The 21,320-nt window shown below is 60.5% G+C and carries 17 protein-coding genes; 11 read left to right on the forward strand and 6 right to left on the reverse strand.

Annotated elements, in window-relative coordinates:
• Positions 1-27: 27 nt before the first annotated feature.
• From MUU55_RS25570 to MUU55_RS25580, 3 genes are all read right to left on the reverse strand, one after another.
• Positions 28-1,944, reverse strand: a complete 1,917-nt coding sequence (locus MUU55_RS25570; RefSeq protein WP_244763607.1) for an ABC transporter permease — start codon at positions 1,942-1,944, stop codon at positions 28-30.
• Between the two features lie 182 nt (positions 1,945-2,126).
• A complete protein-coding gene (locus tag MUU55_RS25575; protein ID WP_244763608.1) occupies positions 2,127-3,185 on the reverse strand; it encodes a quaternary amine ABC transporter ATP-binding protein in 1,059 nt (352 codons plus the stop codon).
• A gap of 11 nt (positions 3,186-3,196) precedes the next feature.
• Entirely contained in the window at positions 3,197-4,159 is a 963-nt protein-coding gene (locus MUU55_RS25580; protein WP_244763609.1) for an ABC transporter substrate-binding protein, read from the reverse strand.
• A gap of 105 nt (positions 4,160-4,264) precedes the next feature.
• Between MUU55_RS25580 and MUU55_RS25585 the strand changes: the two genes are divergently transcribed.
• The 9 genes from MUU55_RS25585 to MUU55_RS25625 all read left to right on the forward strand — a co-directional run bounded on the left by MUU55_RS25585 (position 4,265) and on the right by MUU55_RS25625 (position 13,060).
• Positions 4,265-5,275 (forward strand): GlxA family transcriptional regulator, encoded by a 1,011-nt coding sequence (locus tag MUU55_RS25585; RefSeq protein WP_244763610.1) that lies wholly within the window; start codon positions 4,265-4,267, stop codon positions 5,273-5,275.
• 119 nt (positions 5,276-5,394) lie between these two features.
• On the forward strand, positions 5,395-6,534 hold the full coding sequence (locus tag MUU55_RS25590; RefSeq protein ID WP_244763611.1) for an aromatic ring-hydroxylating oxygenase subunit alpha: 1,140 nt from the start codon (positions 5,395-5,397) through the stop codon (positions 6,532-6,534).
• Positions 6,535-6,555: 21 nt separating this feature from the next.
• Positions 6,556-7,356: an SDR family NAD(P)-dependent oxidoreductase gene (locus MUU55_RS25595; RefSeq protein WP_244763612.1), complete on the forward strand. Its 801-nt coding sequence runs from the start codon at positions 6,556-6,558 to the stop codon at positions 7,354-7,356.
• Position 7,357: 1 nt separating this feature from the next.
• Complete coding sequence (kce, locus tag MUU55_RS25600; RefSeq protein WP_244763613.1) at positions 7,358-8,290, forward strand: 3,5-dioxohexanoate:acetyl-CoA acetone transferase; 933 nt, start codon at positions 7,358-7,360, stop codon at positions 8,288-8,290.
• Positions 8,290-9,711 carry an aminobutyraldehyde dehydrogenase gene (locus MUU55_RS25605; RefSeq protein ID WP_244763614.1) on the forward strand — a complete coding sequence of 474 codons (1,422 nt, stop codon included), beginning with the start codon at positions 8,290-8,292 and terminating at the stop codon, positions 9,709-9,711. Before kce ends, MUU55_RS25605 begins: the two co-directional genes overlap by 1 nt.
• Positions 9,712-9,720: 9 nt before the next feature.
• Complete coding sequence (locus MUU55_RS25610; RefSeq protein ID WP_244763615.1) at positions 9,721-10,476, forward strand: SDR family NAD(P)-dependent oxidoreductase; 756 nt, start codon at positions 9,721-9,723, stop codon at positions 10,474-10,476.
• Entirely contained in the window at positions 10,476-11,411 is a 936-nt protein-coding gene (locus tag MUU55_RS25615; protein WP_244763616.1) for a 3-hydroxyacyl-CoA dehydrogenase NAD-binding domain-containing protein, read from the forward strand. Before MUU55_RS25610 ends, MUU55_RS25615 begins: the two co-directional genes overlap by 1 nt.
• Positions 11,412-11,428: 17 nt before the next feature.
• Positions 11,429-12,664, forward strand: coding sequence for an NAD(P)/FAD-dependent oxidoreductase (locus MUU55_RS25620; RefSeq protein ID WP_244763617.1), 1,236 nt, complete (start codon positions 11,429-11,431; stop codon positions 12,662-12,664).
• Between the two features lie 75 nt (positions 12,665-12,739).
• The gene (locus tag MUU55_RS25625) at positions 12,740-13,060 is read left to right on the forward strand and encodes a 2Fe-2S iron-sulfur cluster-binding protein (protein ID WP_244763618.1); all 321 of its coding nucleotides are present in this window, start codon (positions 12,740-12,742) and stop codon (positions 13,058-13,060) included.
• Positions 13,061-13,337: 277 nt separating this feature from the next.
• Here MUU55_RS25625 and MUU55_RS25630 read toward each other — a convergent pair whose 3' ends face one another.
• The gene (locus MUU55_RS25630; protein WP_244763619.1) at positions 13,338-17,375 is read right to left on the reverse strand and encodes an Ig-like domain-containing protein; all 4,038 of its coding nucleotides are present in this window, start codon (positions 17,373-17,375) and stop codon (positions 13,338-13,340) included.
• A 132-nt stretch (positions 17,376-17,507) separates the two neighbouring features.
• Between MUU55_RS25630 and MUU55_RS25635 the strand changes: the two genes are divergently transcribed.
• Together MUU55_RS25635 and MUU55_RS25640 are read left to right on the forward strand one after the other, a co-directional pair.
• Positions 17,508-18,584: a helix-turn-helix transcriptional regulator gene (locus tag MUU55_RS25635; protein ID WP_244763620.1), complete on the forward strand. Its 1,077-nt coding sequence runs from the start codon at positions 17,508-17,510 to the stop codon at positions 18,582-18,584.
• A 64-nt stretch (positions 18,585-18,648) separates the two neighbouring features.
• Positions 18,649-18,855, forward strand: coding sequence for a hypothetical protein (locus MUU55_RS25640; RefSeq protein WP_244763621.1), 207 nt, complete (start codon positions 18,649-18,651; stop codon positions 18,853-18,855).
• Positions 18,856-19,017: 162 nt separating this feature from the next.
• On the opposite strand, the gene MUU55_RS25645 is transcribed toward MUU55_RS25640, so the two are convergent.
• Both MUU55_RS25645 and MUU55_RS25650 read right to left on the reverse strand, forming a co-directional pair.
• A complete protein-coding gene (locus MUU55_RS25645; protein WP_244763622.1) occupies positions 19,018-20,379 on the reverse strand; it encodes a sensor histidine kinase in 1,362 nt (453 codons plus the stop codon).
• Positions 20,376-21,050 (reverse strand): response regulator, encoded by a 675-nt coding sequence (locus tag MUU55_RS25650; RefSeq protein ID WP_244763623.1) that lies wholly within the window; start codon positions 21,048-21,050, stop codon positions 20,376-20,378. The genes MUU55_RS25645 and MUU55_RS25650 overlap by 4 nt, the downstream gene beginning before the upstream one ends.
• Positions 21,051-21,320: the final 270 nt, after the last annotated feature.

A 21,320-nucleotide genomic window follows, 5' to 3' on the forward strand; every position in this document is an offset into this window, starting at 1 on the left:
CAATTGAGGTTTCTTCTTCGCGTCTCCTCAGAGGCCGAGAGCATGCCGCTGCCGTGCTGCGAAACCCTGGATCAGGCGGTCCGCCACCAGGGCAAGGATCGCCATCGATGCGCCGGCGGCGACGCCGAGCCCGACATCGCCCTGACCGAGCGCGAGGTAGATCTGTTGGCCAAGGTCGGTGGTTCCGATCAGCGCCGCGATCACCAGCATCGAGAAGGCGTAGAGGATTGTCTGGTTGAGGCCGAGCAGGATCGTCGGGGCCGAGTAGGGGATCCGGACCTCGCGCATGACTTGCCATTCGTTTGCCCCGGAAGAGACGGCGGCCTCGATCAGTTCCTCCGGCGTGGAGGTGAGGCCATGCTGCGTATAGCGGATCATCGGCACGATGGCGTAGGCGCAGATGGCGAGGAATGCGGAAAATTCGCCGATCTGGAAGAACATCAGCACGGGGATGAGGAAGACGAAGAGCGGGATGGTCTGGAGGAAATCGCAGACCGGGCGCATGACGCGCCAGGCGTTCTCGCTGACGGCGCAGGCCAAGCCTATTGCTCCGCCGACGACCACGCAGATGAGCACCGAGGCGGCGCACAGATAGAGCGAGAGAAGGGCGGGCTCCCAGAGACCCATCAGGAGGACGACGCTTACCATCAGGACGGCGAAGGCGGAGAGCTTCGGTCCGCCGGCAAGCCAGCCCAGCCCGCCGAGGGCCACGAGTACGAACGGCCAGGGTAGGTTGGCAATGCCGGTCACGAGGATCCCGGTCGCGACCAACAGGGATAGACCGGCAACGGCGCGATTGCGCATGCCCAGAACGAGCGCCGCGACGGAGGTGATGCCGAAGACGGCGATGCTGATGCCGTTCGTCCACTGGAAACCCCAGGTGAAGGGCAGTACGGCTTCATCGAGGCCGATGCGCAACGGCAGGAGCACAAAGAACATGGTGGTGTTCTTGATCCCTTCGAGAAGGGCACCGTTTGCCGCGGTAAAGGCACCGAGATAGCGATCGATCACTGATGTCGCGCCCTTGAACATCGCAAAATCGTTTGCGGCGGGAAGGAGCGAGCCCTGAAGGGCGGCAACGATGATGCCTGTGAGGAGGATCGCGACGGTGATCCTCCATGAATGCCGCTTGCTTTCCTTCGCAAGCCCGCTGCTCATGCGATCGGCCAGCACGGCGAAGATCACGATGACGACGCCCGCGATCAGGCTCTGGCCGAATGCGGCCTTGCGCATCGTGAGCAGCACTTCCCAGCCGATATCGTTGAAGCCGCCGATGACCGCGGCGATGATGACCATCGACAGTGCGGCCATGATGGTCTGGTTCACGCCCACCATGATCTGCTGGGTTGCCGAGGGGATTTCGACGAGGACGAGTTGCTGGATGCGGGTCGCGCCGTTCATGATGGCGGCCTCGCGGATATCGGGCTCCACGCGCTGCAAACCGAGCAGGACGTTTCGCGCCATCGGCGGGGCGGCGTAGATCACCGATGCGATGAGGCCGACGACGGGGCCGAAACCGAAGAGGAGAAGCAGCGGCGTGAGATAGGCGAAGGTCGGAACCGTCTGCATGATGTCGAGTACGGTTTCGACGGTTCGACGGAAGGAAAGAAATTCATAAGCGAACACACCGATCAGGCCGCCGAGCGCGAGCGCGAGGGGGACGGAGACGACGACCAGCGCCAGCGTGTTCATGCTGGCGATCCAATAGCCGCTGGCAAGGATGAAGCCGAGACCGGCGAGCACGAGAGCAAGCATGCGCCTACCGCCGATGTGCCAGCCAAGCGCGGCGAGGACGCCGATCGTCAAGGCATAGGGCGCTCCGACGAGAAGCCGGTTCGCACCGGCCATCGGATATTCGAGGAGCTTGGCGGCGAGCCGCGCGGCGGGTTTCAGGAACTCGAAGGCCGCCGTAAGACCGCTACCGATCCATGCTGTCGCCGGCAACGTCAGTGCCTGAGGCCAAGTCTTGATCCATGCCTGGCTGGGTGCGAGCAAAAGACAGGCCGCACCGACAAGCACGCACAGAAACGCGACCCGGACGCCCGGCGTCAACCCGTTCAATCGCCTCATCCCGGTCCCGCTGCTGCCGCTCGCCAAACCCACGGCTCCAGTTGCGCTGATCTCGATCATGTCCGCTCCACCTGGAGCGCGCCGGCCAACTGGCTCGGGTGAACGATGCCGGCCATCTTGCCGTCGCGCCCCCAGACCGGGACGGGCTGGTAGAGCGCCATGCAGGAGGCGAGCGCGTCATCAATCGTCATGTCCTCTTCGATCTTCGGATCGTCGGGCATTTTGGGCAGCGTCTCAGGCATGTTCATCATGGCGCTGACATGCGAGTAGCGGCCCTTCGGCACGTCGCGCGTGAACTCGCGGACATAGTCGTCCACCGGGTTGACGATGATCTCGTCCGGTGTGCCGATCTGCACGACGACGCCGTCGCGCATGATGGCGATACGGTCGGCGAGCTTGAGAGCTTCCGTGATGTCGTGCGTGATGAAAACCGAGGTCTTTTGGAGGCCGGCTTGGAGTTTCAGAAATTCGTCCTGCAACTGCCGCCGGATGAGCGGGTCGAGAGCGGAATAGGGCTCGTCGAGGAACAGCAGGTCAGGATTCACGGCCAGTGCCCGGGCGATGCCGACGCGCTGGCGCTGGCCGCCCGATAGTTCGCGCGGAAACGCATCTTCGCGGCCGGCAAGCCCCACAAGCTCCAGCATTTCCTGCGCGCGCTTGCGCCGGTCCGGCCGGTTGAGGCCCTGCATCTTCAGCGGAAAGCCGACATTGTCCGCCACCGTCATATGCGGGAAAAGGCCGAAGTGCTGGAAGACCATGCCCAGCTTGTTTCGCCGCAGCTCGATCAGCCGCTGCTTGCTGGCCGTCAGAATGTCCTCTCCGTGGATGAGGATGGAACCGGCGGTCCCTTCCGCAAGGCGCGAGATGGTGCGGATCAACGTGGACTTGCCCGACCCGGACAAGCCCATGATGACGAAGACCTCTCCTTCACGGACGTCGAAGGTGACGTCCTGAACGGCGGGAACGAGGCCACGCTCCCGCAGTAGTCTCGCTGCCGCGCGGGCATCGTTACCTGTTTCCGCGAGCGCCCGTTTCAGCTGATCGGGCGCATCCGCGCCAAAGACCTGCCAGACCCCCTTGCAGGAGATCGCCGCGGGAGAGGAGGGCTGGGACATGGGCGCGCTCCTTACTTCGTTGCGGCTTCGACAATGGGCTTCCATGTATCGGCATTGGCTTCCAGCCATTCAGCCGTGACGGCTTCGGTGGGTTTGCCATCCACATCGACAGCGCCCATCAGAGGCTGCTGCTGCTCGGTCGTGAGCGTGAAGGTCTTGAGGATTTCGTAAGCCGCGGGCCACTTGTCCTTCAGCCCCGGCCAGGCTGCCTTGAAGACTCGCGTCGGGATGAAGTCGCAGTCGCCGGTGGCGTCCTTGTTCGGACCATAGGCGGGATCGTCGTAGCACTCCTGGGTACCCTTCGGCAGTTCGACGAACTTCAGGTCAAAGGCCGGGATGGCCCAGTGCGGCTGCCAGAACACGGCGATGAGCGGCGTCTTGCGTTCCGCGGAGGCGCGGAACTCGGCGACGAGCGCGCCTTCCGAACCGGCGGGCAGCGCCTTGAAGGGAAGGCCGAGCGCCTTGATGCGGTCGGCGCCGGGCGTGCCCCATTCGCCGGGATAATCGACAAGGCGTCCGTTGGGCAGCGTCTCGGCGGTGGCGAAGGCGGCCGCGCAGGCCTTCAGCGCTTCCCAGGCGGGCAGGCCGGGACAAAGCTCAGCGACATGCGGCGGATAGACGAAGCCTTCGCGTGCCACGAGGCCGAGTTCACCGAGGTCCTCGACCTTGCCTTCCTTGTTGAGCTGGCGATACTGGTCGGTGACGTTGGAGCCCCAGACTTCCATCGCGGCGTCGAGCTGCCCCTCGGAAACCGCCTGCCACATGTTCTGGTATCCGGCGGTGACATATTCGACCTTGTAGCCGGCGGTCTCCAGCATGTGGCCGGCGATGCGGGTCGTGATCTGCTGGCCCGTCCATTCGTTGATGGCGAGCTTGATGGGCTCATCCTTCGCGCCGAGTTCGGCGGCCTGGAGCGAGGTTACAGACAGCGCCGCGAGGCAGGTCGAGATGCCGAGCTTGTAGATATTTCGCATTGTCACTCTCCCGGTGTTTTAGTTCCCGGTGAAAGTGTTGCACAAAGCGATCGGCTGACTTAACTATTCACGCCATCGATTTTACATATTTGGACGGCGCCCCAGATGGACCAGACCGCGATCCAGATTCACATCCTCGTCACGCCGAATTTCAATCTGGCCGCAACGACGGCTTTTATCGACCCGTTCCGCGCCGCGAATTATCTCGAAGGCGTCACCCGGTTTCGCTGGGTTCTGGCATCGGCGCTGGGCGGTTCGTGTCAGGCAAGCAACGGCCTGACGGTGGAAACGCGCAAGCTTGCCGATATCCAGAACGACCCATCCGATATCGTCGTCATGTCGGCGAGCTGGACGCCGGAAACCGGCAAGACGCCACAGCTCCTCGCCGCGCTGCGCAAATGGGCGCGCGCCGGCAGCATCATCGGCGCGCTCGATACGGGCGCCTTCATCGTGGCGGATGCCGGGCTGCTGCGCGGCCATCGGGCGACGGTGCATTACGAGCATATCGACGCCTTCAAGGAGCTGCACGGCGACGTCGATGTCTCCGAGGACATTTTTGTCCGCGACGAGAAGCGCTTCACCTGTTCGGGAGGGATCGCCTCGGCGGATATCGCGCTGCATATCATAAGGGCGATATCCGGTGACGCGCTCGCCAATGCCTCGGCCCGGTATATCTTCCATCCGTCCCTGCGTCCGGCGGGCACCTCGCAGAACCCGGCGAATTCGGAGCCGCTCGGCACGCATGTCCCCAACACGATCCGGCAGGCGATTATCGTCATGGAACAGCATCTCGAAAACGCGCTGTCGATCCCGGAGATCGCGGACGAGGTCGAAATCTCCCACCGCCAGCTCAATCGGCTGTTCATGCGCTATGTCGGGAAATCGCCGGCCATCTATTATCGCGATATCCGGCTGGACCGTGCCCGCGGCCTCGTCACCCAGACGGACATGCCGATGTCGGAGATCGCGATCGCGTCCGGTTTCGCAAGCCAGGTGCATTTCAGCCGCGCCTATCGCGAGCGTTTCGGCCTGTCGCCGCGCACCGACCGGGTCGACGGCCGAATCCCGTTCGAGTTCCGTGCCTGGCCGATGCATCGCAAATCCGGAGGAACTTAATTGCGGCGAAAAAAGCTAAGTCGATGGCGTACTGCGCATAGAAAGGGGCTTCGGTTGGCGGGAAGCTAGGTCATCGTGAAGGGCAGCAACATGTTGCCCCGGACCTGGGAGACGCCGCCATGACATTGCTTCCGTCGAAGGACGAGTTCGCCGCCATCCAGAAGGGCTATTCGCCGAACGCCTCTCGTTCGCTGTCGCTGAATGCCGCCGCCTATACCGACCCGCGCTGGCATTCGGTCGACCTCAACGAGATCATCGCCAAGACGTGGCAGTGGGTCTGTCATGTCGAGAAGGTCCGCGAGCCCGGTCGCTATGTGACGGTCGAAGTCGCCGGCCAGCCGATCGCCGTGGTGCGTGACCGCGAAGGGGTGCTGCGGGCCTTCTACAATGTGTGCAAGCACCGCGCCCACGCGCTTCTGGAAGGCGAAGGCCAATCCACGCGCATCATGTGTCCGTATCACGCCTGGGTCTATCGTCTCGACGGCCAGCTCGTGCGCGCGCCGCACACCGAAACGCTGGAAGAGTTCGACACCAAGGAAATCTGTCTCGACCAGGTTCAGGTCGAGGAGTTCTGTGGCTTCATCTACGTCAATCTCGATCCGAACGCGTCGTCGCTGAAGTCGCAGACCGGTGATCTCGAAACCGAGATCCGCCATTGGGCGCCCGATATCGACAAGCTCACCTTCGCACGCCGCCTGACCTACGACATCAAGTCGAACTGGAAGAACGTCGTCGACAACTTCCTCGAATGTTACCACTGCCCGACGGCGCACAAGGACTTCTGCACGCTCGTCGACATGGACACCTACAAGGTGACGACGCACGGCATCTATTCCAGCCACATGGCGGACGCCGGCAAGAACAGCAACAGCGCCTATGACGTCTCGAACGCGACCGTCACCACCCATGCCGTCTGGTGGCTGTGGCCGAACACCTGCATCATGCGCTATCCCGGCCGCTCCTCGATGATCATCCTCAACATCATCCCGGCCGGCCCCGACCGCACGCTCGAGACCTACGATTTCTTCCTGGAAGACACCGAGCCGAACGAGATGGAGCTTCAGACTATCAAGTATCTCGACGAGGTACTGCAGGTCGAGGACATCAAGATCGTCGAGAGCGTTCAGAAGGGCATGAACACGCCTGCCTTTACGCAAGGGCGCATCGTCAACGATCCCGATGGTTCGGGCCAGTCCGAACATGCAGTGCACCACTTCCACGGCCTCGTCCTCGACGCCTACGCGAAGACTGCGGCGTAAGCCGGAAGGGGAGGCATCGCGATGGCTGGACGCCTTGAGGGAAAGGTCGCGCTCGTTACGGGCGGGCGCGGTGGTATCGGCCGGGCGATCTGCGCCCGCTTCGTCCGGGAGGGGGCGACGGTCTACGCCGCCGACCTCTCTGACGCCGGAAGCATGGGAGCGGTGCCGGCGAACGACGGCCGTTTCGTCCGTCTGGACGTGACGTCCGAAGACGAGGCCATTGCCGCGATGGCCGAGGTGGAGCGACTGTCGGGCAAGCTGGATATCCTGGTCAATGCCGCCGGGATAGAGCTTGAGAAGACCATCGAACACACGACGCTGGAGGAGTGGAATCGAAGCTTCGCGGTCAACTTGACCGGAACCTTCCTTGCCGCCAAGCATGCCCTGCCGTTGCTGCGCCGAGCCGCAGGCGGTGGGACCACCGCCTCGATCATCAATTTCGGGAGCTATGATGGTTTTATTGCCGATCCCGGCCTTGCGGCCTATTGCGCCACCAAAGGGGCGGTGCATGCGCTGACCCGCGCCATGGCCGTCGACCACGGGCCGGAAGGCATCCGCGTCAATGCGGTCTGCCCCGGCTATGTCGATACGCCGATGCTGCAAAGCTTCTTCTCCGGCGCCGGTTCGGGCGGCGCGGGAGGGACGATCGACAGCCTCAAGGAGGCGGTGTGCAACGTCCATCCGATCCGCAGCTACGGCACGCCCGACGATATCGCCAATCTCGTGAACTGGCTGGCGAGCGATGAAGCCCGCTACGCAACCGGACAACTATGGGTGCTGGACGGCGGCCTTTCCGCTCAGGTCCAGCAAATGAGGCTCTGACATGGCAAAATCCGTCATCATCACCTGCGCGCCGACCGGCGGCATCCACACGCCGACGATGTCGGAATATCTGCCGATCACACCGGCCGAAATCGCGACGGCGAGTATCGAGGCAGCGGAGGCCGGCGCCTCGATCATCCATCTCCATGCGCGTGATCCCGAGACGGGCAAGCCCGATCCGCGCCCCGAAATCTTCCAGCAGTTCCTGCCGGTCATCAAGCAGTCCACGGATGCGGTCATCAACATCTCGACCGGCGGCGGGCTGGGTATGTCGATGGACCAGCGTCTGCTCGCTGCAACGTCGGCCAGCCCGGAAATGGCGAGCCTTAACATGGGGTCGATGAACTTCGGCATCTTCCCGCTGCTTGGCAAATACAAGGAATGGAAGCACGACTGGGAGCCGAAATTCCTGGAGATGACGCGGGACTTCATTTTCCCGAACACGTTTGCGACCATCGAATATGCGCTGAAGAACCTCGGCGAGGCCCATGGCACGAAATTCGAGTTCGAATGCTATGATCTGAGCCACCTCTACAACATCAAGTGGTTCATCGATCAGGGCCTGATCAAGCCGCCCTTCTTCGTGCAGATGGTGTTCGGCATCCTGGGCGGTGTTGGCGCCGACCTCGAAAACCTGGTCCACATGCACAAGATCGCCGACAGGCTCTTCGGCCCGGAAAACTACGAATGGTCCGTGCTGGCGGCCGGCCGCCATCAGATGCCGTTTGCAACACAGAGCGCGCTGCTCGGCGGCAACCTGCGCGTCGGTCTCGAGGACAGCCTCTTCATCGGCAAGGGTGAGCTTGCGACCTCGAATGCCCAGCAGGTGCATCGTATCCGTGAGATCGTGGAACGGCTCGGTCTGACCGTCGCAACGCCTGCCGAAGCCCGTGAGCGGCTTGGCCTCAAGGGCGGCGACAAGGTCGGTTTCTGATGCAGACGAACCTCTTCATCAACGGTGCCTTTGTGCCGGGTGGCGGCGAAACCCTTCCCGTTCTCGACCCCGCGACGGGAAGCGAAGTCGTCGCCATCAACGAGGCGACCCCGGAGCAGGTGGATGCCGCCGTGGCGGCGGCGTCTTCCGCTTTCGACAGGTTTTCCCGCACGACACCCTCCGAGCGCGCCACCCTTCTCCTGAAAATGGCCGACGTGCTGGAACGGAACAGCCGGGAACTGGCCGAACTGGAAAGCCTCGACGTCGGCAAGCCGTGGCCATCCGCGCATGACGACGAGATGCCGCTGACCATCGATACGTTCCGCTTCTTCGCGGGCGCTGCCCGGACAATGACCGGACCGGTTGCCGGAGAATATGTCTCTGGCCATACCAGCATGATCCGTCGCGAGGCCGTCGGTCCCGTGGCCGCGATTACGCCCTGGAACTATCCGCTGATGATGGCGGCCTGGAAGATCGCCGCTGCCATCGCGGCCGGCTGCACGATCGTCCTGAAGCCTTCGGAGGTCACGCCGCTTTCCACGCTGAAGGTGGCGGAACTCTTCGCGGACCTTCTCCCCAAGGGTGTCTTCAACGTCGTCCATGGCCGGGGCGCAACGATCGGCGACAGGCTGATGAACGCGCCGCAGATCGAGGCGATCGCCGTGACCGGCTCGCCGGCGACGGGCATGGCCGCGATGCGGGCAGCCTCACAGCAGATCCGTCACGTCCACCTGGAACTTGGCGGCAAGGCGCCCGTCATCGTGTTCGACGACGCGGATGTGGACGCAGTCGCGCAGACAATCCGTTACGGCAGCTTCTTCAATGCCGGGCAGGATTGTGCGCAGCCGTGCCGGATCATGGTGCAGGATCGCCTTTACGATGCGCTCGTGGCCGCAACTGCGCGTGAGGTCGGCGAAATCCGCATCGGTGCTCAGAAAGCCGAAGGCACGCAGATGGGACCGGTGGTCTCGGCCATCCAGACGGATCGCGTCGCGGGCTTCGTCGAGCGTGCGCGTAAGAGCTGCGAGATCATTGTCGGCGGTGAGCGCGGCGAAGGGAAGGGCTTCTTCTACAAGCCGACCGTCATCGCCAATGTCGACAACGATGCCGAGATCGCCACGAACGAGGTCTTCGGTCCTGTCGTCACCATCTCGCGTTTCTCGGATGCCGACGAGGCGCTGTCCATCGCCAATGCCGGCCGTTACGGGCTTGCCTCGTCCGTATGGACACGGGACGTCGGCCGCGCGATGGAGGTGACGAGCCGCTTGCGTTACGGCTTCACCTGGGTGAACACCCATGGCGTCGCCACGCCGGAAATGCCCTGGTCGGCCATGAAGGGATCCGGCACGGGCTGCGACATGTCCATCCATGCACTGGATGCCTACACCTCGGTCCGCCACGTCATGGTCTCGCACGGGTAGGGGCAGGCGATGGCAGAAGCAAAACGCAAGATCGCGATCGTCACGGGCGGCGGCCGGGGCATTGGCCGCGCCATCGTCGAACGGCTGCGGCGGGATGGGGCGACCGTCGTAACCTGTGGGCGCGGCGAGCGTCCGGCGGATCTTCCGGCCGAGGTCATCTGGGTGACGGGTGACGTTTCCCGCTCTGATGATGCCAAGCGAGTCGCTGCCTGCGCGGCTGAACAGGGCGATATCGCCGTGCTCGTGAACAATGCCGGTATCCAGATCGAGAAGACGGTGACCGAGACGAGCGATGCCGAGTGGGACCAGCTCGTCGGCATCAATTGCCGAGGTGTCTTCAACATGTGCCGCGCAGTCATCCCGCTGATGGCGGAAGGCGGCGGCGATATCGTCAATCTCGGTTCGATCTCCGGCATGGTCGCGGACCCATCCATGGCGATCTACAACGCCTCGAAGGGCTTCGTTCACAGCCTCACGCGATCGGTCGCCGTCGATCATGGCCCGAAGGTGCGCTGCAACGCCGTCAGCCCCGGCTGGATCATGACCGAGATGGCGGAAAGCGGATTTGCCTTGGCAAACGACCCGGAAAAGGCGCGCGCCGATTCCATCGCCCGCCATCCCGCCCGCCGTTTCGGCAAGCCGGAGGACGTCGCGAATGTCGTGGCCTGGCTCATTTCGACCGAAAGCGCCTTCGTCACCGGCCACTGCATTACCATCGACGGCGGGCTGACCGCCGCCTCACCTCTTCAACCAGGATTATTCTGATGACCGAATTCAAGCAAACCGCCGTACTGGGCGCCGGTGTGATCGGCGCGAGCTGGACGGCGCTTTTCCTCGCCTCCGGCCGCGACGTCGCGGTCTACGACAATTCGCCGACCGTCGAGAAAACGGTTCGCGATTATGTCGCCCGCGCCTGGCCGACCCTCGAAAGCCTCGGCCTCGTGAAAGGCGGCGATCCGGATCGTATCCGCTTCTGCACGTCGGCGGCCGAAGCTGTCGAAGGTGCCTCCTTTGTCCAGGAGAACGTGCCGGAGCGCATCGGGATCAAACACGCGCTCTACAAGGAAATCGAACCGTCGCTCGGCAAGGATGCCGTGGTCGCGACCTCGGCCTCCGGCCTCACCCTCAGCGAGATGCAGGAAGGCTGGCAGGATCCCGGCCGCTTCGTCCTCGGCCATCCCTTCAATCCGCCGCACCTGATCCCGCTGGTCGAGGTCATGGGCAACGAGCGGACGGCGGATGGTGTCGTCGAGGCGGCCGAGCGCTTCTATGAGGCCGTGGGCAAGGTCACCATCCGCGTCAACCGCGAGGTGCCCGGGCATGTGGCGAACCGCCTCCAGGCGGCGGTCTGGCGCGAGGCCATCCATCTCGTCAAATCCGGTGTCGCCAGTGTCGAGGATGTCGACAAGGCGATGTGGGCCGGGCCCGGCCTGCGTTGGGCGGCCATGGGGCCGACCATGCTCTTCCACCTCGGCGCCGGCGAGGGCGGGCTTGCCGCCTTCTGCGAACGCTACACCGACAGCTTCAATCGCTGGTGGGACGATCTCGGTGTCCTTCACCTCGACCCCGCGCTTGCCGAGACGCTGGTCGCCGGCGTGAAAGAGGAAGCCAATGGACAGTCGCCGGCGGATCTCTCCGCCCATCGTGATGCCTTGATCGCCAGCATCCAGAAGGCGATGGCGCCGCTGCGTACAAACTGAAACGAAAGAGGTGGTCCATGCGTGACGAGCCAATCGATCCTCACGCCCGTATCGTGGTGATCGGCGCGGGGCAGGCGGGTTTTACCGCCTGCACCAAGCTGCGTGATCTGGGACATCAGGGACCGATCACCCTGATCGGCGAAGAGGCGCATCCGCCCTACCAGCGGCCGCCCTTGTCGAAGGGCTACCTTCTCGGCGAGATCACCGAGGACCGCCTCTATTTCCGTCCGCTGAGCTTCTATGAAGAGCGGTCCATCGATCTCAGGCTCTCGTCGATCGCATCGGCTATCGATCGTGATCGCAAGGTGGTCGCGCTCGCCGACGGCAATGTCATCGCCTACGACCGCCTCATCCTGACCACCGGCGCGCGGCCGAGGACGTTGCCGGCGACAATCGGCGGCAACCTCGACGGTGTCTTCTGCGTTCGCAATCTCGCCGATATCAACGCCATGGCCGAGCGCTTCCTCGAGGGGCGGCGCGTGCTCATCGTGGGGGGAGGCTACATTGGGCTCGAAGCGGCGGCCGTCTCGGCCAAGCTGGGCCTGAGAGTGACGGTGATCGAAGCCGCGCTGCGCATCCTTCAACGTGTCGCCTGTCCCGAAACCGCGGCCTATTTCCGAGCCCTGCACGACGAGAAAGGCGTAACGCTTCTCGAAGGTGCAGCACTCGAGGCGCTGGAGGGCGACGACGGGCATGTCCGCTCGGCGCGGCTCGTCGGTGGCTCCGTCGTCCCTGTCGATTTCGTCATTGCCGGCGTGGGGGTCGTTCCGAATGTCGAGCTGGCCGAAGCCGCCGGCCTTACAATCGACAACGGCATTGCTGTGGACGAGACCTGCCGGACTTCCGACCCGGACATCTATGCCGCCGGAGATTGTGCTTCATTCCCGTGGCGGACCGGCCGGATTCGCCTTGAGAGCGTCGGAAACGCCATCGAGCAGGCCGAAGCGGTGGCGCGGTCCCTGACGGGAACGATCAGCCACTATGACGCAAAGCCCTGGTTCTGGTCCGACCAGTACGACGTGAAGCTGCAGATTGCCGGGCTTTCAGCCGGCTACGACAATGTGGCGACGCGGGTTGGGTCTGCGGGCGGCATGTCCTATTGGTACTATCGCGGCAAGGAACTGCTTGCGGTCGACGCGATGAATGAGCCGCGAGTCTACATGGTCGCCAAAAGGCTGATCGAAGCCGGCAGGTCGCCGTCCGCCGCGGTTGTCAGCGACCCGGCCACCGAGCTCAAGGCTCTGCTTTCGTAGCTCTCATCGGGCAGTCCGCCGCCCAATATAGCCATTTCGTTCCCGGCGGCAGCCGGCAACCGTATCGAGAGTTCCATGCCGAAAATATCTGTTGTCGCAAAGGATGGCACGGTGTTCGAAATCCAGGCTGAGCCCGGAACGAGCGTCATGGAGAACGCCGTGCGCAACTCCGTGCCCGGTATCGAGGCTGAATGTGGAGGAGCCTGCGCCTGCGCGACCTGCCACGTCTATGTCGATGAAGCCTGGCAGGAGAAGGTTGGCTTGCCCGGCCCGATCGAGGCGGACATGCTGGACTTCGCCTACGATGTCCGCCCCGCCTCGCGGCTTTCCTGCCAGATCAAGGTTGCCGACGGTCTCGATGGCTTGGTCGTTCTTGTACCGGAGCGCCAGTCCTAGAAACAAGATTCTTCCGGGCCTTACTGGACGCGCATTCTGTTTGTTTAAAGCAATTCAACGACCGCTTGACATGAGCGATCCAATCCTTCTGCTACGATCTGCAGGAATACCCTGGGATACAACTCTTCCGTCTCTTCCGCACCAGTCTGTGCTTCGCCTTTTCCGCGAACGCTGGCAGGGTGCTGCTATGGTTTATCCAGTTTTGAGTTTGCTCCAGATTGGCCAGAGCATAATTCAAAATGGATTATTTGAACGGGGCGAATTCACTCCTGGCACATCAAGCGATTATGAGGAAATCGGCAGCACTGATGGACAACCCTTTGTCAACAATAGCGAACTGCGTCGCTGCAAGTGCGCCATTACCATCCGGATCGTACCAAATAGCGCCCGTCGCCTTATTGTAGATGATGCGATCGGACGCATCTCCGGCTTTGGCGCCAATCGCAAATGCAGATGACGCCAAAGGGCCAACTTTGCCGACCTTGGTGAAGATATCGTCATCCAGCAGGATCTTGTCACTTTTCACCGTGAAGTCATCGATCGTATCCACCTCGGCGGGGCCGAGTTTGGTATCGAAAACAAAGCTATCGGAACCAGCACCACCAACGAGCAGATCCTTCCCCGCCTTGCCGTTCAGGATGTCCTGTTCGGAAGCACCACGGAGGGTTTCGCTCTTTGATGTGCCCGTTTTGGTGAAGCCGATAACATCCGTTACCCTGACCGTCAGGGTCTGCATGTCATTTAATCTCCCATCTGAAACCTGTACCTTCACGGTGTAGATGTTGTTTTTATCTGCATCACCCGGCTTTTCGAAGTCGGGGGCGGAGAGGAAGGTCAGGAGCCCCGTGGTTTTGTCGATCGCAAACTTTGTCTTATCGGCGCCATCGATGATCGAGAAGGTGAGTTTGCTACCGCTGTCGACATCTGCGGCCGTGATTTTGGTAACGCCCACCTTGTTTTCTTGAACGCTGATCGTCGCGGTTGCCGCACCAGCGTTTGAGGTGATAACCGGTGCCTCATTGGCATTGCCGATCTTGACATTCAGGGTTTGCGTATCGATGAGATTGCCATCCGAGACGCGCACCGTGACGCTGTAGATGTTGTTTTTATCCGCGTCGCCGGGCTTCTCGAAATCAGGATTGGAAAGAAAACTCAGGGCGCCAGTGCTTTTGTCGATGCCGAACTTCGCTTTGTCAGCACCCCCGACGATCGAAAATGTGAGTTTGCTGCCGCTGTCAGCGTCGAAAGCGGTCATTCGCGTGACCTTTGCTGTGTTTTCAGCCAGCGTTATGTTCGCGGTTGTACCGCTACCGTTCGAGGTGATGACAGGCGCATCGTTCGCATTGAGAATTTTCACGAGAAGGGTTTGAGCGGTCGTAAGATCGCCATCCGAAGCGCGCAGCTGGATGCTGAAGATACCGTCGTGGTTCTTATCCGCCTTGGCCTCGAAGTCTGGTGAGGCCTTAAACCGCAGTTGGCCGAGGCTATTCACGCTGAAGAATAAAGCGTCGTCGCCGCCCACCGAGTAGGTGATCACGTCTCCTTGAGCGTCCCGTGCGGCAAAGCTGAGAAGGGGCGACGTCACGCTGGCGTTTTCAATAAAATCAATTTGGCGCGGCGCAGAAAAATCCGGCGCCGTGTTAATGCGTGTGAAGTCGTTTACGGTTAGTGTGCGCCAATCGACGCCTTGTAGCTTTACGCTGACGGAGCGACCGTCTTTCGTGAAGTTTAGCACTGCATCTTCGATGTCTTTCTTGCCATCGTCGGTGACGAGCAATGCGATATCGGCAAGGGAACGGACAGCGGGTAGCCCGTCGAGCGCGATTTTGTCGCCGGCCGAAAAGTCGGTGACGATCGAGATGGCATAATTGGTATCCGGCCTGAACACGAAGGTGTCCTTGCCAAGCCCCCCCGTCAGGATGTTGCTACCGCCGTTGCCATCAAGGGTATCATTTCCGGCTCCCCCGACGAGCGTGTCATCACGTTTGCCGGTTTTGATGGAATTTCCGAATGCCGAGGCGTAGACGATTGCTCTGTTCAGATCCAGTTCGTCAGCAAGATCGATGACGCCGGCATTGACGATATGCAGCGCGGGCTGCCGTCCCCAGCCCCGAATTGTGCTGAAGGACTCGAATTGGGAGATCGTACCGTAAACATCCGGATCGGCCTCAAGGATTTCTATGTTTGCGAAATTTAAGCCTTCAAGCGAGGGGTGCCGCTGATTCGCATAGTAGATGTCCGTGCCTTCACCACCGTCCAGAACCCCCGTACCACCAAGAGAAACGAGGCGATCATCGCCCGCATTGCCGAATACTCGAGCGCCGGTTCCATAGACGCGGATCAGGTCGTTGCCGGCTCCTCCATACGCGACGTCTCCCTCCGTTGCATCGATGTCGTCATCGCCGGCATCGCCATAAAGCACGTCTTTGCCGTCACCACCCCTAAGTTTGCCGTCACCACCCCTAAGAATGTCGTTGCCGTCGCCACCGTGAATCTCATCAGCGCCGGCACCGCCGTGGATGAAATCATCGCCGCCATTGCCGTAAACCTTGTCATTTCCACCTTTGCCACTGATGTGCTCACCATGACTGGTGCCAATGAGTACATTGTCATTGTCGTCACCCTCAATCGGCTCGGTCAGGCCTTCGATCGTCAGGGTTACAACGGCGTCAGCATATCCACCCTTGCCGTCTTCGACGGTATATCGGATCTGCACGGTGCGGGTTTCGTCGTCAAAAAGGCCACGGGTGTCGTCGTGATAAAAAAGCCTGCCGGTGTCGTCGATAGTGACGCGGCCGTCTCCGCTCAAGATCTGGGCCTGCGTGACGATCAGGGCATCTCCGTCATCGTCCGTGTCGTTTGCGAGAACGTCGAGATAGGTGATGTCAGTTTCAGCGATCGTGAGGTTATCGTTGACCGCGTCAGGGTAAATGTTGGTGAGCGTGGGATAAAAGGTTTGCTGATAGATGTCTGTCGGTCGCGCGGGCGAAGTGTCGAAATCTCGAATATTGTAGGTCGTCGTCCAGCCGCCATTTGGCGATGCCGTCATTTTAATATCGCTTCCAAACTCCATCCATCCCCATACGCTTTGATCTTCCACGAAATTGCCCCGGATGTCGTAGACACACTGGTGGAAATACCGTCCTCCATCTTTATCGCTGGCGATGAAGCCGACGACCCATCCGCCTCCTGCCAACATGATTGTGTCGACGGATTCCACACTGGAATAGCCGCCCTCGCTCCAAGGGGCGGTGGAACCGCTTGCAACCACCTGCAAACCCTTGTCCACGCCATCGGCCGAGGTGAGACGTACAACGATGGCACTGTAGTTGTAGTCAAACGTGGATTGACCTGCCCAGTATGTTAGCGTCTCTGAGATCTTCCATGTTGTAATCCAGCTGCCCTTTTTTCCGGCGATGACATCTACGGTTTCGAAAAACCCACGACCACCATCCGAGAAAAGGGGGTCATGTGTTGCAGCCAATACAACTTCCCCACCATTCTTTGTGCCATTGGCGTGGTAGGCTTGGTGACGTACCGAATATACGGGTTGGTAACTGTTGCCCCATCCATCATTGTAGGTCGGCCTGTCGACATTTATCCAGGTGACCACCCACCCGCCGTCAGAGGTCGCGGTTACTTCCGGTCGCGTCTGATCATTTTGCACGGTGGTGTTCACCCGCGCGGGCGCACTCTGCGCCGTGCCATCGCCTTTAAACACCTGATAAAAAATGTCGGTTCCGGACGTCCCAGGGGCAGACCAGGTTGTGATCCAGCCTCCATTTTTTAGCCCGGTAATTTCGAACGCAGAGGCATCCTGTGCGAGTATGTCTTCGCCAACAAGGACGGTGCCATCAGGGGCATAGGCCACCGAATTCAATGCATAACCGTGAGGCCCCCACTGCTGCCAGGAAATTATCCAGCCACCATTGGCAAGGGGTGTGAGTTCGGCAGACGAAGGAAGAGAAGCATCAATCGTTTTTGCGTCTCCAATGGGTTCACCGCTTGCATTGAAGGACTGAAAACATAGTCCGTATACGCCGTCGAGATCGATATCATTGAGCCACAGGGTCTGCCAGCCACCTTCAGGCGTCGCGACATGTCCGAAAAGGACCTGGTTGCCTGCGGTGACCTGGTTCACCCGGGTTTCAAGACCTACCTTCTCGCCTAAGGCGCTAAATACCTGCTGAAACACACCAGAGCCCGAACCATCCTGCCCCTCAGAGGTCCACATCGTGACCCAGCCGCCAGCGGGCAGGGTATGGACGAGCGCTCCAGACTGAGAGCCCGCCGTATGGGTGTTGACCAGTGCCATCTTACTATTTCCTGGGGAAAGGGACGAATTGTCGATCTATCTTTTGGCATAGATCAACATCATAATGCCCGTCTTCCCCCTGTTGGGGGATTAGATGGTAAATCCCGTTGACCCAACTGGATTCAGGATACGATGATTGCTGACATCTATGAAGCCGCTATGCTTCCGGAATACTGGCCTTCTGCCTTGACGCGGCTTTGTACAACGATCGGAGTGGAAGCTTGCACACTTGTCACGGTTGATGATGCCATGCCGCGCTGGACATGCTCGAACGGCTTTACCGACAAGATGCAAACCTACATCGATGGAGGCTGGCACGATAAGAACAAGCCTCTGGAGAGGTTGCTACAGCTGGGTAGAACTGGCTTTATCCGCGACATAGATCTCTTCTCTCCTGATGAAATAGAAGAACTCTCCATCGTTAGAGATCTGAAGCGCCCAGCGGGCCTAGGGTGGAGCGCGGCGATGGCGACGCCCATGCCTGGCGGCGAGATGCTGCTTTTTTCAATTGAGCAACTCTGGAAGCGTGGTCCGATCGATGACCGCATCATGGCGACCCTGGAAGGATTGCGCCCCCATATATCGAGGGCGGCACTGCTCGCGGCCAAGCTACGCCATCAACAAGCTGTCGGGGCAGTTGAGAGTCTCGATCTTGCGAATGTTCCTGCTGCAATTGTCGGGTATGGTGGCAATGTCATCGCTGCCAACCATCGTTTCTGTTTGTTTGAAACTCAGATTTCGATTGGCCCGCGCGAACGGCTTTGCATCACCCATCCTGACGCCGACAATCTCTTGCGTGAGGCTCTTTTCAGGCTGGCCTGGGACCAGGCTGAAATCGGCACCATGTCCATCCCTATTCCAGCGGTGTTGGAAGACGAAAAGCCCCTGATCGTTCATATCGTTCCGACCCGTGGCCAGGCGAGAGATTTGCTAGGGCCGATGACGGTGTTGGTAATCGTCACACAGATGGGAACGGGTGAGGTTGTGAAAGCCTCGCTGCTCCGCGCTCTTTTTGACCTGTCGCCGGCTGAAAGCCGCGTGTGCGAAGCGATCCTCTCGGGTTTCAGTAAATCGGCGTTGCAGGCCGCTCTCAAGATTTCTGGCGAGACTGAAAAAAGCCACGTGAAGTCTATCTTACAAAAGACGGGGCTCAGGAGCCGCATCGAACTGGTGCGTTTTATGAGTGGTCTTCGCCTAACCGACGGCTAAGCTGTGTTTGAAGGACGAGGATTTCTAAGTCTCTGACGTCTCTGAGAGCTCGGAAGAGATCGACGTGGAACAACTGCCGGTCATAGGTTCGACCTCGCTCAAGAGCTATCCGGGCCGTTCGCTATCCATCGGCATAAGCGAGAGATTGCGCCTTCAAGCAGATCTCGGCTCCCAGGGGCAATTGTCTTTTCACGTGCTCTCAGCGGGGTTGCTAGGGCCGTCCTTGCAGGGAATGAAGATCATCGCTGTCGGCGTGGCGCGCTACATATAGACAGAATCGTGTCCGGCGCTGGAGACGATCTCTCTCCTGCCGACTCCCAGTCGCGCGGCAGCACGCTGATACGCATTGCCCGCGGAGAGGTGCTCGGCACGGTCACAGCGTGCTAGTCCCTAAAACCCGTCAATTGAAATCAATCGCGACGCGTTTCGGATATCATCCAGCGTCTTCATCGTGTCGAGTGATAGAACCGAGCGTTAACCGGAATAACGTCCCCTCTTCTGTCGGCATCACCACGACGTCCCCGCCATGGAGATACGCAATCTGGCGAACGAGACTGAGCCCGAGCCCAGCTCCCGTAGACTTCGGCTTACTACGGTAAAACGGTTCGAAAATTCTCTCGCGTTCCTCTAGGGCGATGCCGTCTCCTTCGTCGGACACTTCAATTGTGCCTTCTGGCAGGAGACGGACGAGGATCTGCCCGCGATTGCCAGCGTGCTGGATGGCGTTGCGCACGAGGTTCGAGACGGCCCTCTCCAGGGATTGCCGGTCCGCAACGACAATCACGGATGTTTGTTCGCTTTCGAATGCCAACTCGTACCCGGAATTTATTGCCAAAGGTGCGAGATCGGCGACGATCTGACGGCAGAGGTCGGCCAAATCCACGTCAACAGGAGCGGGCATTGCCGCAAAGCGCTGGATATCCAGGAGTTGCTCCGCGACAGCCCCGATCCGGGAAACGTCAACCAAAAGGCGTCGGTTCTGTTCCGTGTCGTCATAGCCCTCGATCCTCGTCTGGAGGATGGCGATTGGCGTGCGAAGTTCGTGGGCTGCATCAGCGAGGAAACGCTCTCTCGTCAAGACATCGCTGTCCACACGGGCGAGCGCCGCGTTGATGGTAGTGACAAGCGGCACGATCTCTTCGACCACATCATCGGTAGGCAGCCTTACGCCCGGCTTGTTCACGTCGATCTGGCTAGCGAGCGCCGTGATGCGTTTCATACCCTTGAGCGAACTGTTCACGACCAGAGGAATGATGATCACCGCAAGCAAGAGGGGGATCAGGGTCGTTGGCAGGTAGATGACGTGAAGCGTGCGGACCAGATATTGCAGTACAGACCCGGGGGCGGATTTCCCCCCATAGACCGCCTTGACCAGCCCCGCTTTCGTATCGAGCATAAACAGCATAGCTGTCATGGGTGCATCCTGCGCGACGCGGACATCCAGGGCGCTGACGGCATCAAGGTTGGCAAGCACCGATGCAAGTCCCGCAGGAGGTTGGCCAAGTCTTGCCTCCTTGCCCCTCTCGTCCCTTACGACCAGCCAGAAATTGGGGTATTCGCGCACGGCCTTTTGAACAACCTCGGTGGGCACGATGCGAAGTCTGTCGCCATCGGGCACGACCGAAGCGGCGATCTCGAACTTGATCGTATCATCGACGGGTGTGGCATCGGACGTTTCCGCTACGATCAACGCAATAAGCCCGACGTAAAAGACGACCATCATCGCTGCGAGTGCCAGTGCAAACCGGGAGACCAGCCGCCATTTCAGCGAACGCCGCTCGAACGGGAATTTCATTCGGCACCCTTGAGGATATAGCCGACACCTCTGACAGTGTGGATCGTTGCCGCGGCTCCCGAATCTGCCAAGCGTTTTCTCAGCCGCGAAATATGGCTGTCGAGGGCGTTGGACTGGATTTCGTCGTCAAAACCGTAAACGGCCTCTTCAAGCGTCGACCGCATGACCGTTCTTCCCGCCCGCCGGAGCAGGATCTGCAGCGTCAGGGCCTCGCGTCTCGGCAGTTCGAGCGTTTCATCCGCAACGGTAACCTGAAGCGTCGTCGTGTCCATGGAAAGGTTCCCTTCGGACACGACTGATGCGGCGTAGTTCGAAGCCCGTCTGCCCGCCGCCCGGATCCGCGCCAGAAGCTCGTCCGCAACGAAGGGTTTGCCGATATAATCGTCTGCTCCCTCGTCCAGGCCCTGGACGCGATCTTTCGACGTGTCGTGCGCGGTCAGCAGGATAACTGGCGTCGTGTTGCCGTTCCGGCGCATCTCCGAGAGCAATGTCATGCCATCGCCATCAGGGAGTTGCCGATCGAGCAGCATCGTTTCATGCACGCCTGCTTTCAGTGCCTCGCGGGCTTGTTCGATGCTCGGCACATGGTCGACAATATTTCCGTGTTTCGTGAGAACGCGGATGATCGCCGCAGCCATTTCTGGCTCGTCCTCCACCAGAAGCAAACGCATGTCGGGCCTTTCGTCTCATATCTCCAAGGCAAGCGCTCACCTGCCAGACAGCGTGTACAAGCCTGTCGCAACCGGGACTTGGGAGCAAGGGCTCGACTATAAAGACAAGGCCTTAAGCGACATTTCCATCGCGCCTGTTGCGTGATGTAAAAATCAGCGGTGATGGCGCCGTCTTGCAATGTTGTCGCAATGTGGCGACACCACCTTGCGGTTCGGGTCATAGCGGGGTCGTGGTGCGCGTTATCAGCGGACATGACGGACGCTGTTAAA

The sequence above is a fragment of the Shinella curvata genome (assembly GCF_022899935.1).
GTDB classification, from domain to species: Bacteria; Pseudomonadota; Alphaproteobacteria; order Rhizobiales; family Rhizobiaceae; genus Shinella; species Shinella curvata.

What these genes read in the sequence shown, in the direction of transcription:
- MUU55_RS25610 (WP_244763615.1), top strand. Translation starts at nt 9,721, where the DNA reads ATGGCAGAAGCAAAACGCAAGATCGCGATCGTCACGGGCGGCGGCCGG.
- MUU55_RS25635 (WP_244763620.1), top strand. Translation starts at nt 17,508, where the DNA reads ATGATTGCTGACATCTATGAAGCCGCTATGCTTCCGGAATACTGGCCT.
- MUU55_RS25645 (WP_244763622.1), bottom strand. Translation starts at nt 20,379, where the DNA reads ATGAAATTCCCGTTCGAGCGGCGTTCGCTGAAATGGCGGCTGGTCTCC.
- MUU55_RS25580 (WP_244763609.1), bottom strand. Translation starts at nt 4,159, where the DNA reads ATGCGAAATATCTACAAGCTCGGCATCTCGACCTGCCTCGCGGCGCTG.
- MUU55_RS25605 (WP_244763614.1), top strand. Translation starts at nt 8,290, where the DNA reads ATGCAGACGAACCTCTTCATCAACGGTGCCTTTGTGCCGGGTGGCGGC.
- MUU55_RS25650 (WP_244763623.1), bottom strand. Translation starts at nt 21,050, where the DNA reads ATGCGTTTGCTTCTGGTGGAGGACGAGCCAGAAATGGCTGCGGCGATC.
- MUU55_RS25590 (WP_244763611.1), top strand. Translation starts at nt 5,395, where the DNA reads ATGACATTGCTTCCGTCGAAGGACGAGTTCGCCGCCATCCAGAAGGGC.
- MUU55_RS25615 (WP_244763616.1), top strand. Translation starts at nt 10,476, where the DNA reads ATGACCGAATTCAAGCAAACCGCCGTACTGGGCGCCGGTGTGATCGGC.
- MUU55_RS25625 (WP_244763618.1), top strand. Translation starts at nt 12,740, where the DNA reads ATGCCGAAAATATCTGTTGTCGCAAAGGATGGCACGGTGTTCGAAATC.
- MUU55_RS25595 (WP_244763612.1), top strand. Translation starts at nt 6,556, where the DNA reads ATGGCTGGACGCCTTGAGGGAAAGGTCGCGCTCGTTACGGGCGGGCGC.
- MUU55_RS25585 (WP_244763610.1), top strand. Translation starts at nt 4,265, where the DNA reads ATGGACCAGACCGCGATCCAGATTCACATCCTCGTCACGCCGAATTTC.
- MUU55_RS25620 (WP_244763617.1), top strand. Translation starts at nt 11,429, where the DNA reads ATGCGTGACGAGCCAATCGATCCTCACGCCCGTATCGTGGTGATCGGC.
- MUU55_RS25575 (WP_244763608.1), bottom strand. Translation starts at nt 3,185, where the DNA reads ATGTCCCAGCCCTCCTCTCCCGCGGCGATCTCCTGCAAGGGGGTCTGG.
- MUU55_RS25630 (WP_244763619.1), bottom strand. Translation starts at nt 17,375, where the DNA reads ATGGCACTGGTCAACACCCATACGGCGGGCTCTCAGTCTGGAGCGCTC.
- kce (WP_244763613.1), top strand. Translation starts at nt 7,358, where the DNA reads ATGGCAAAATCCGTCATCATCACCTGCGCGCCGACCGGCGGCATCCAC.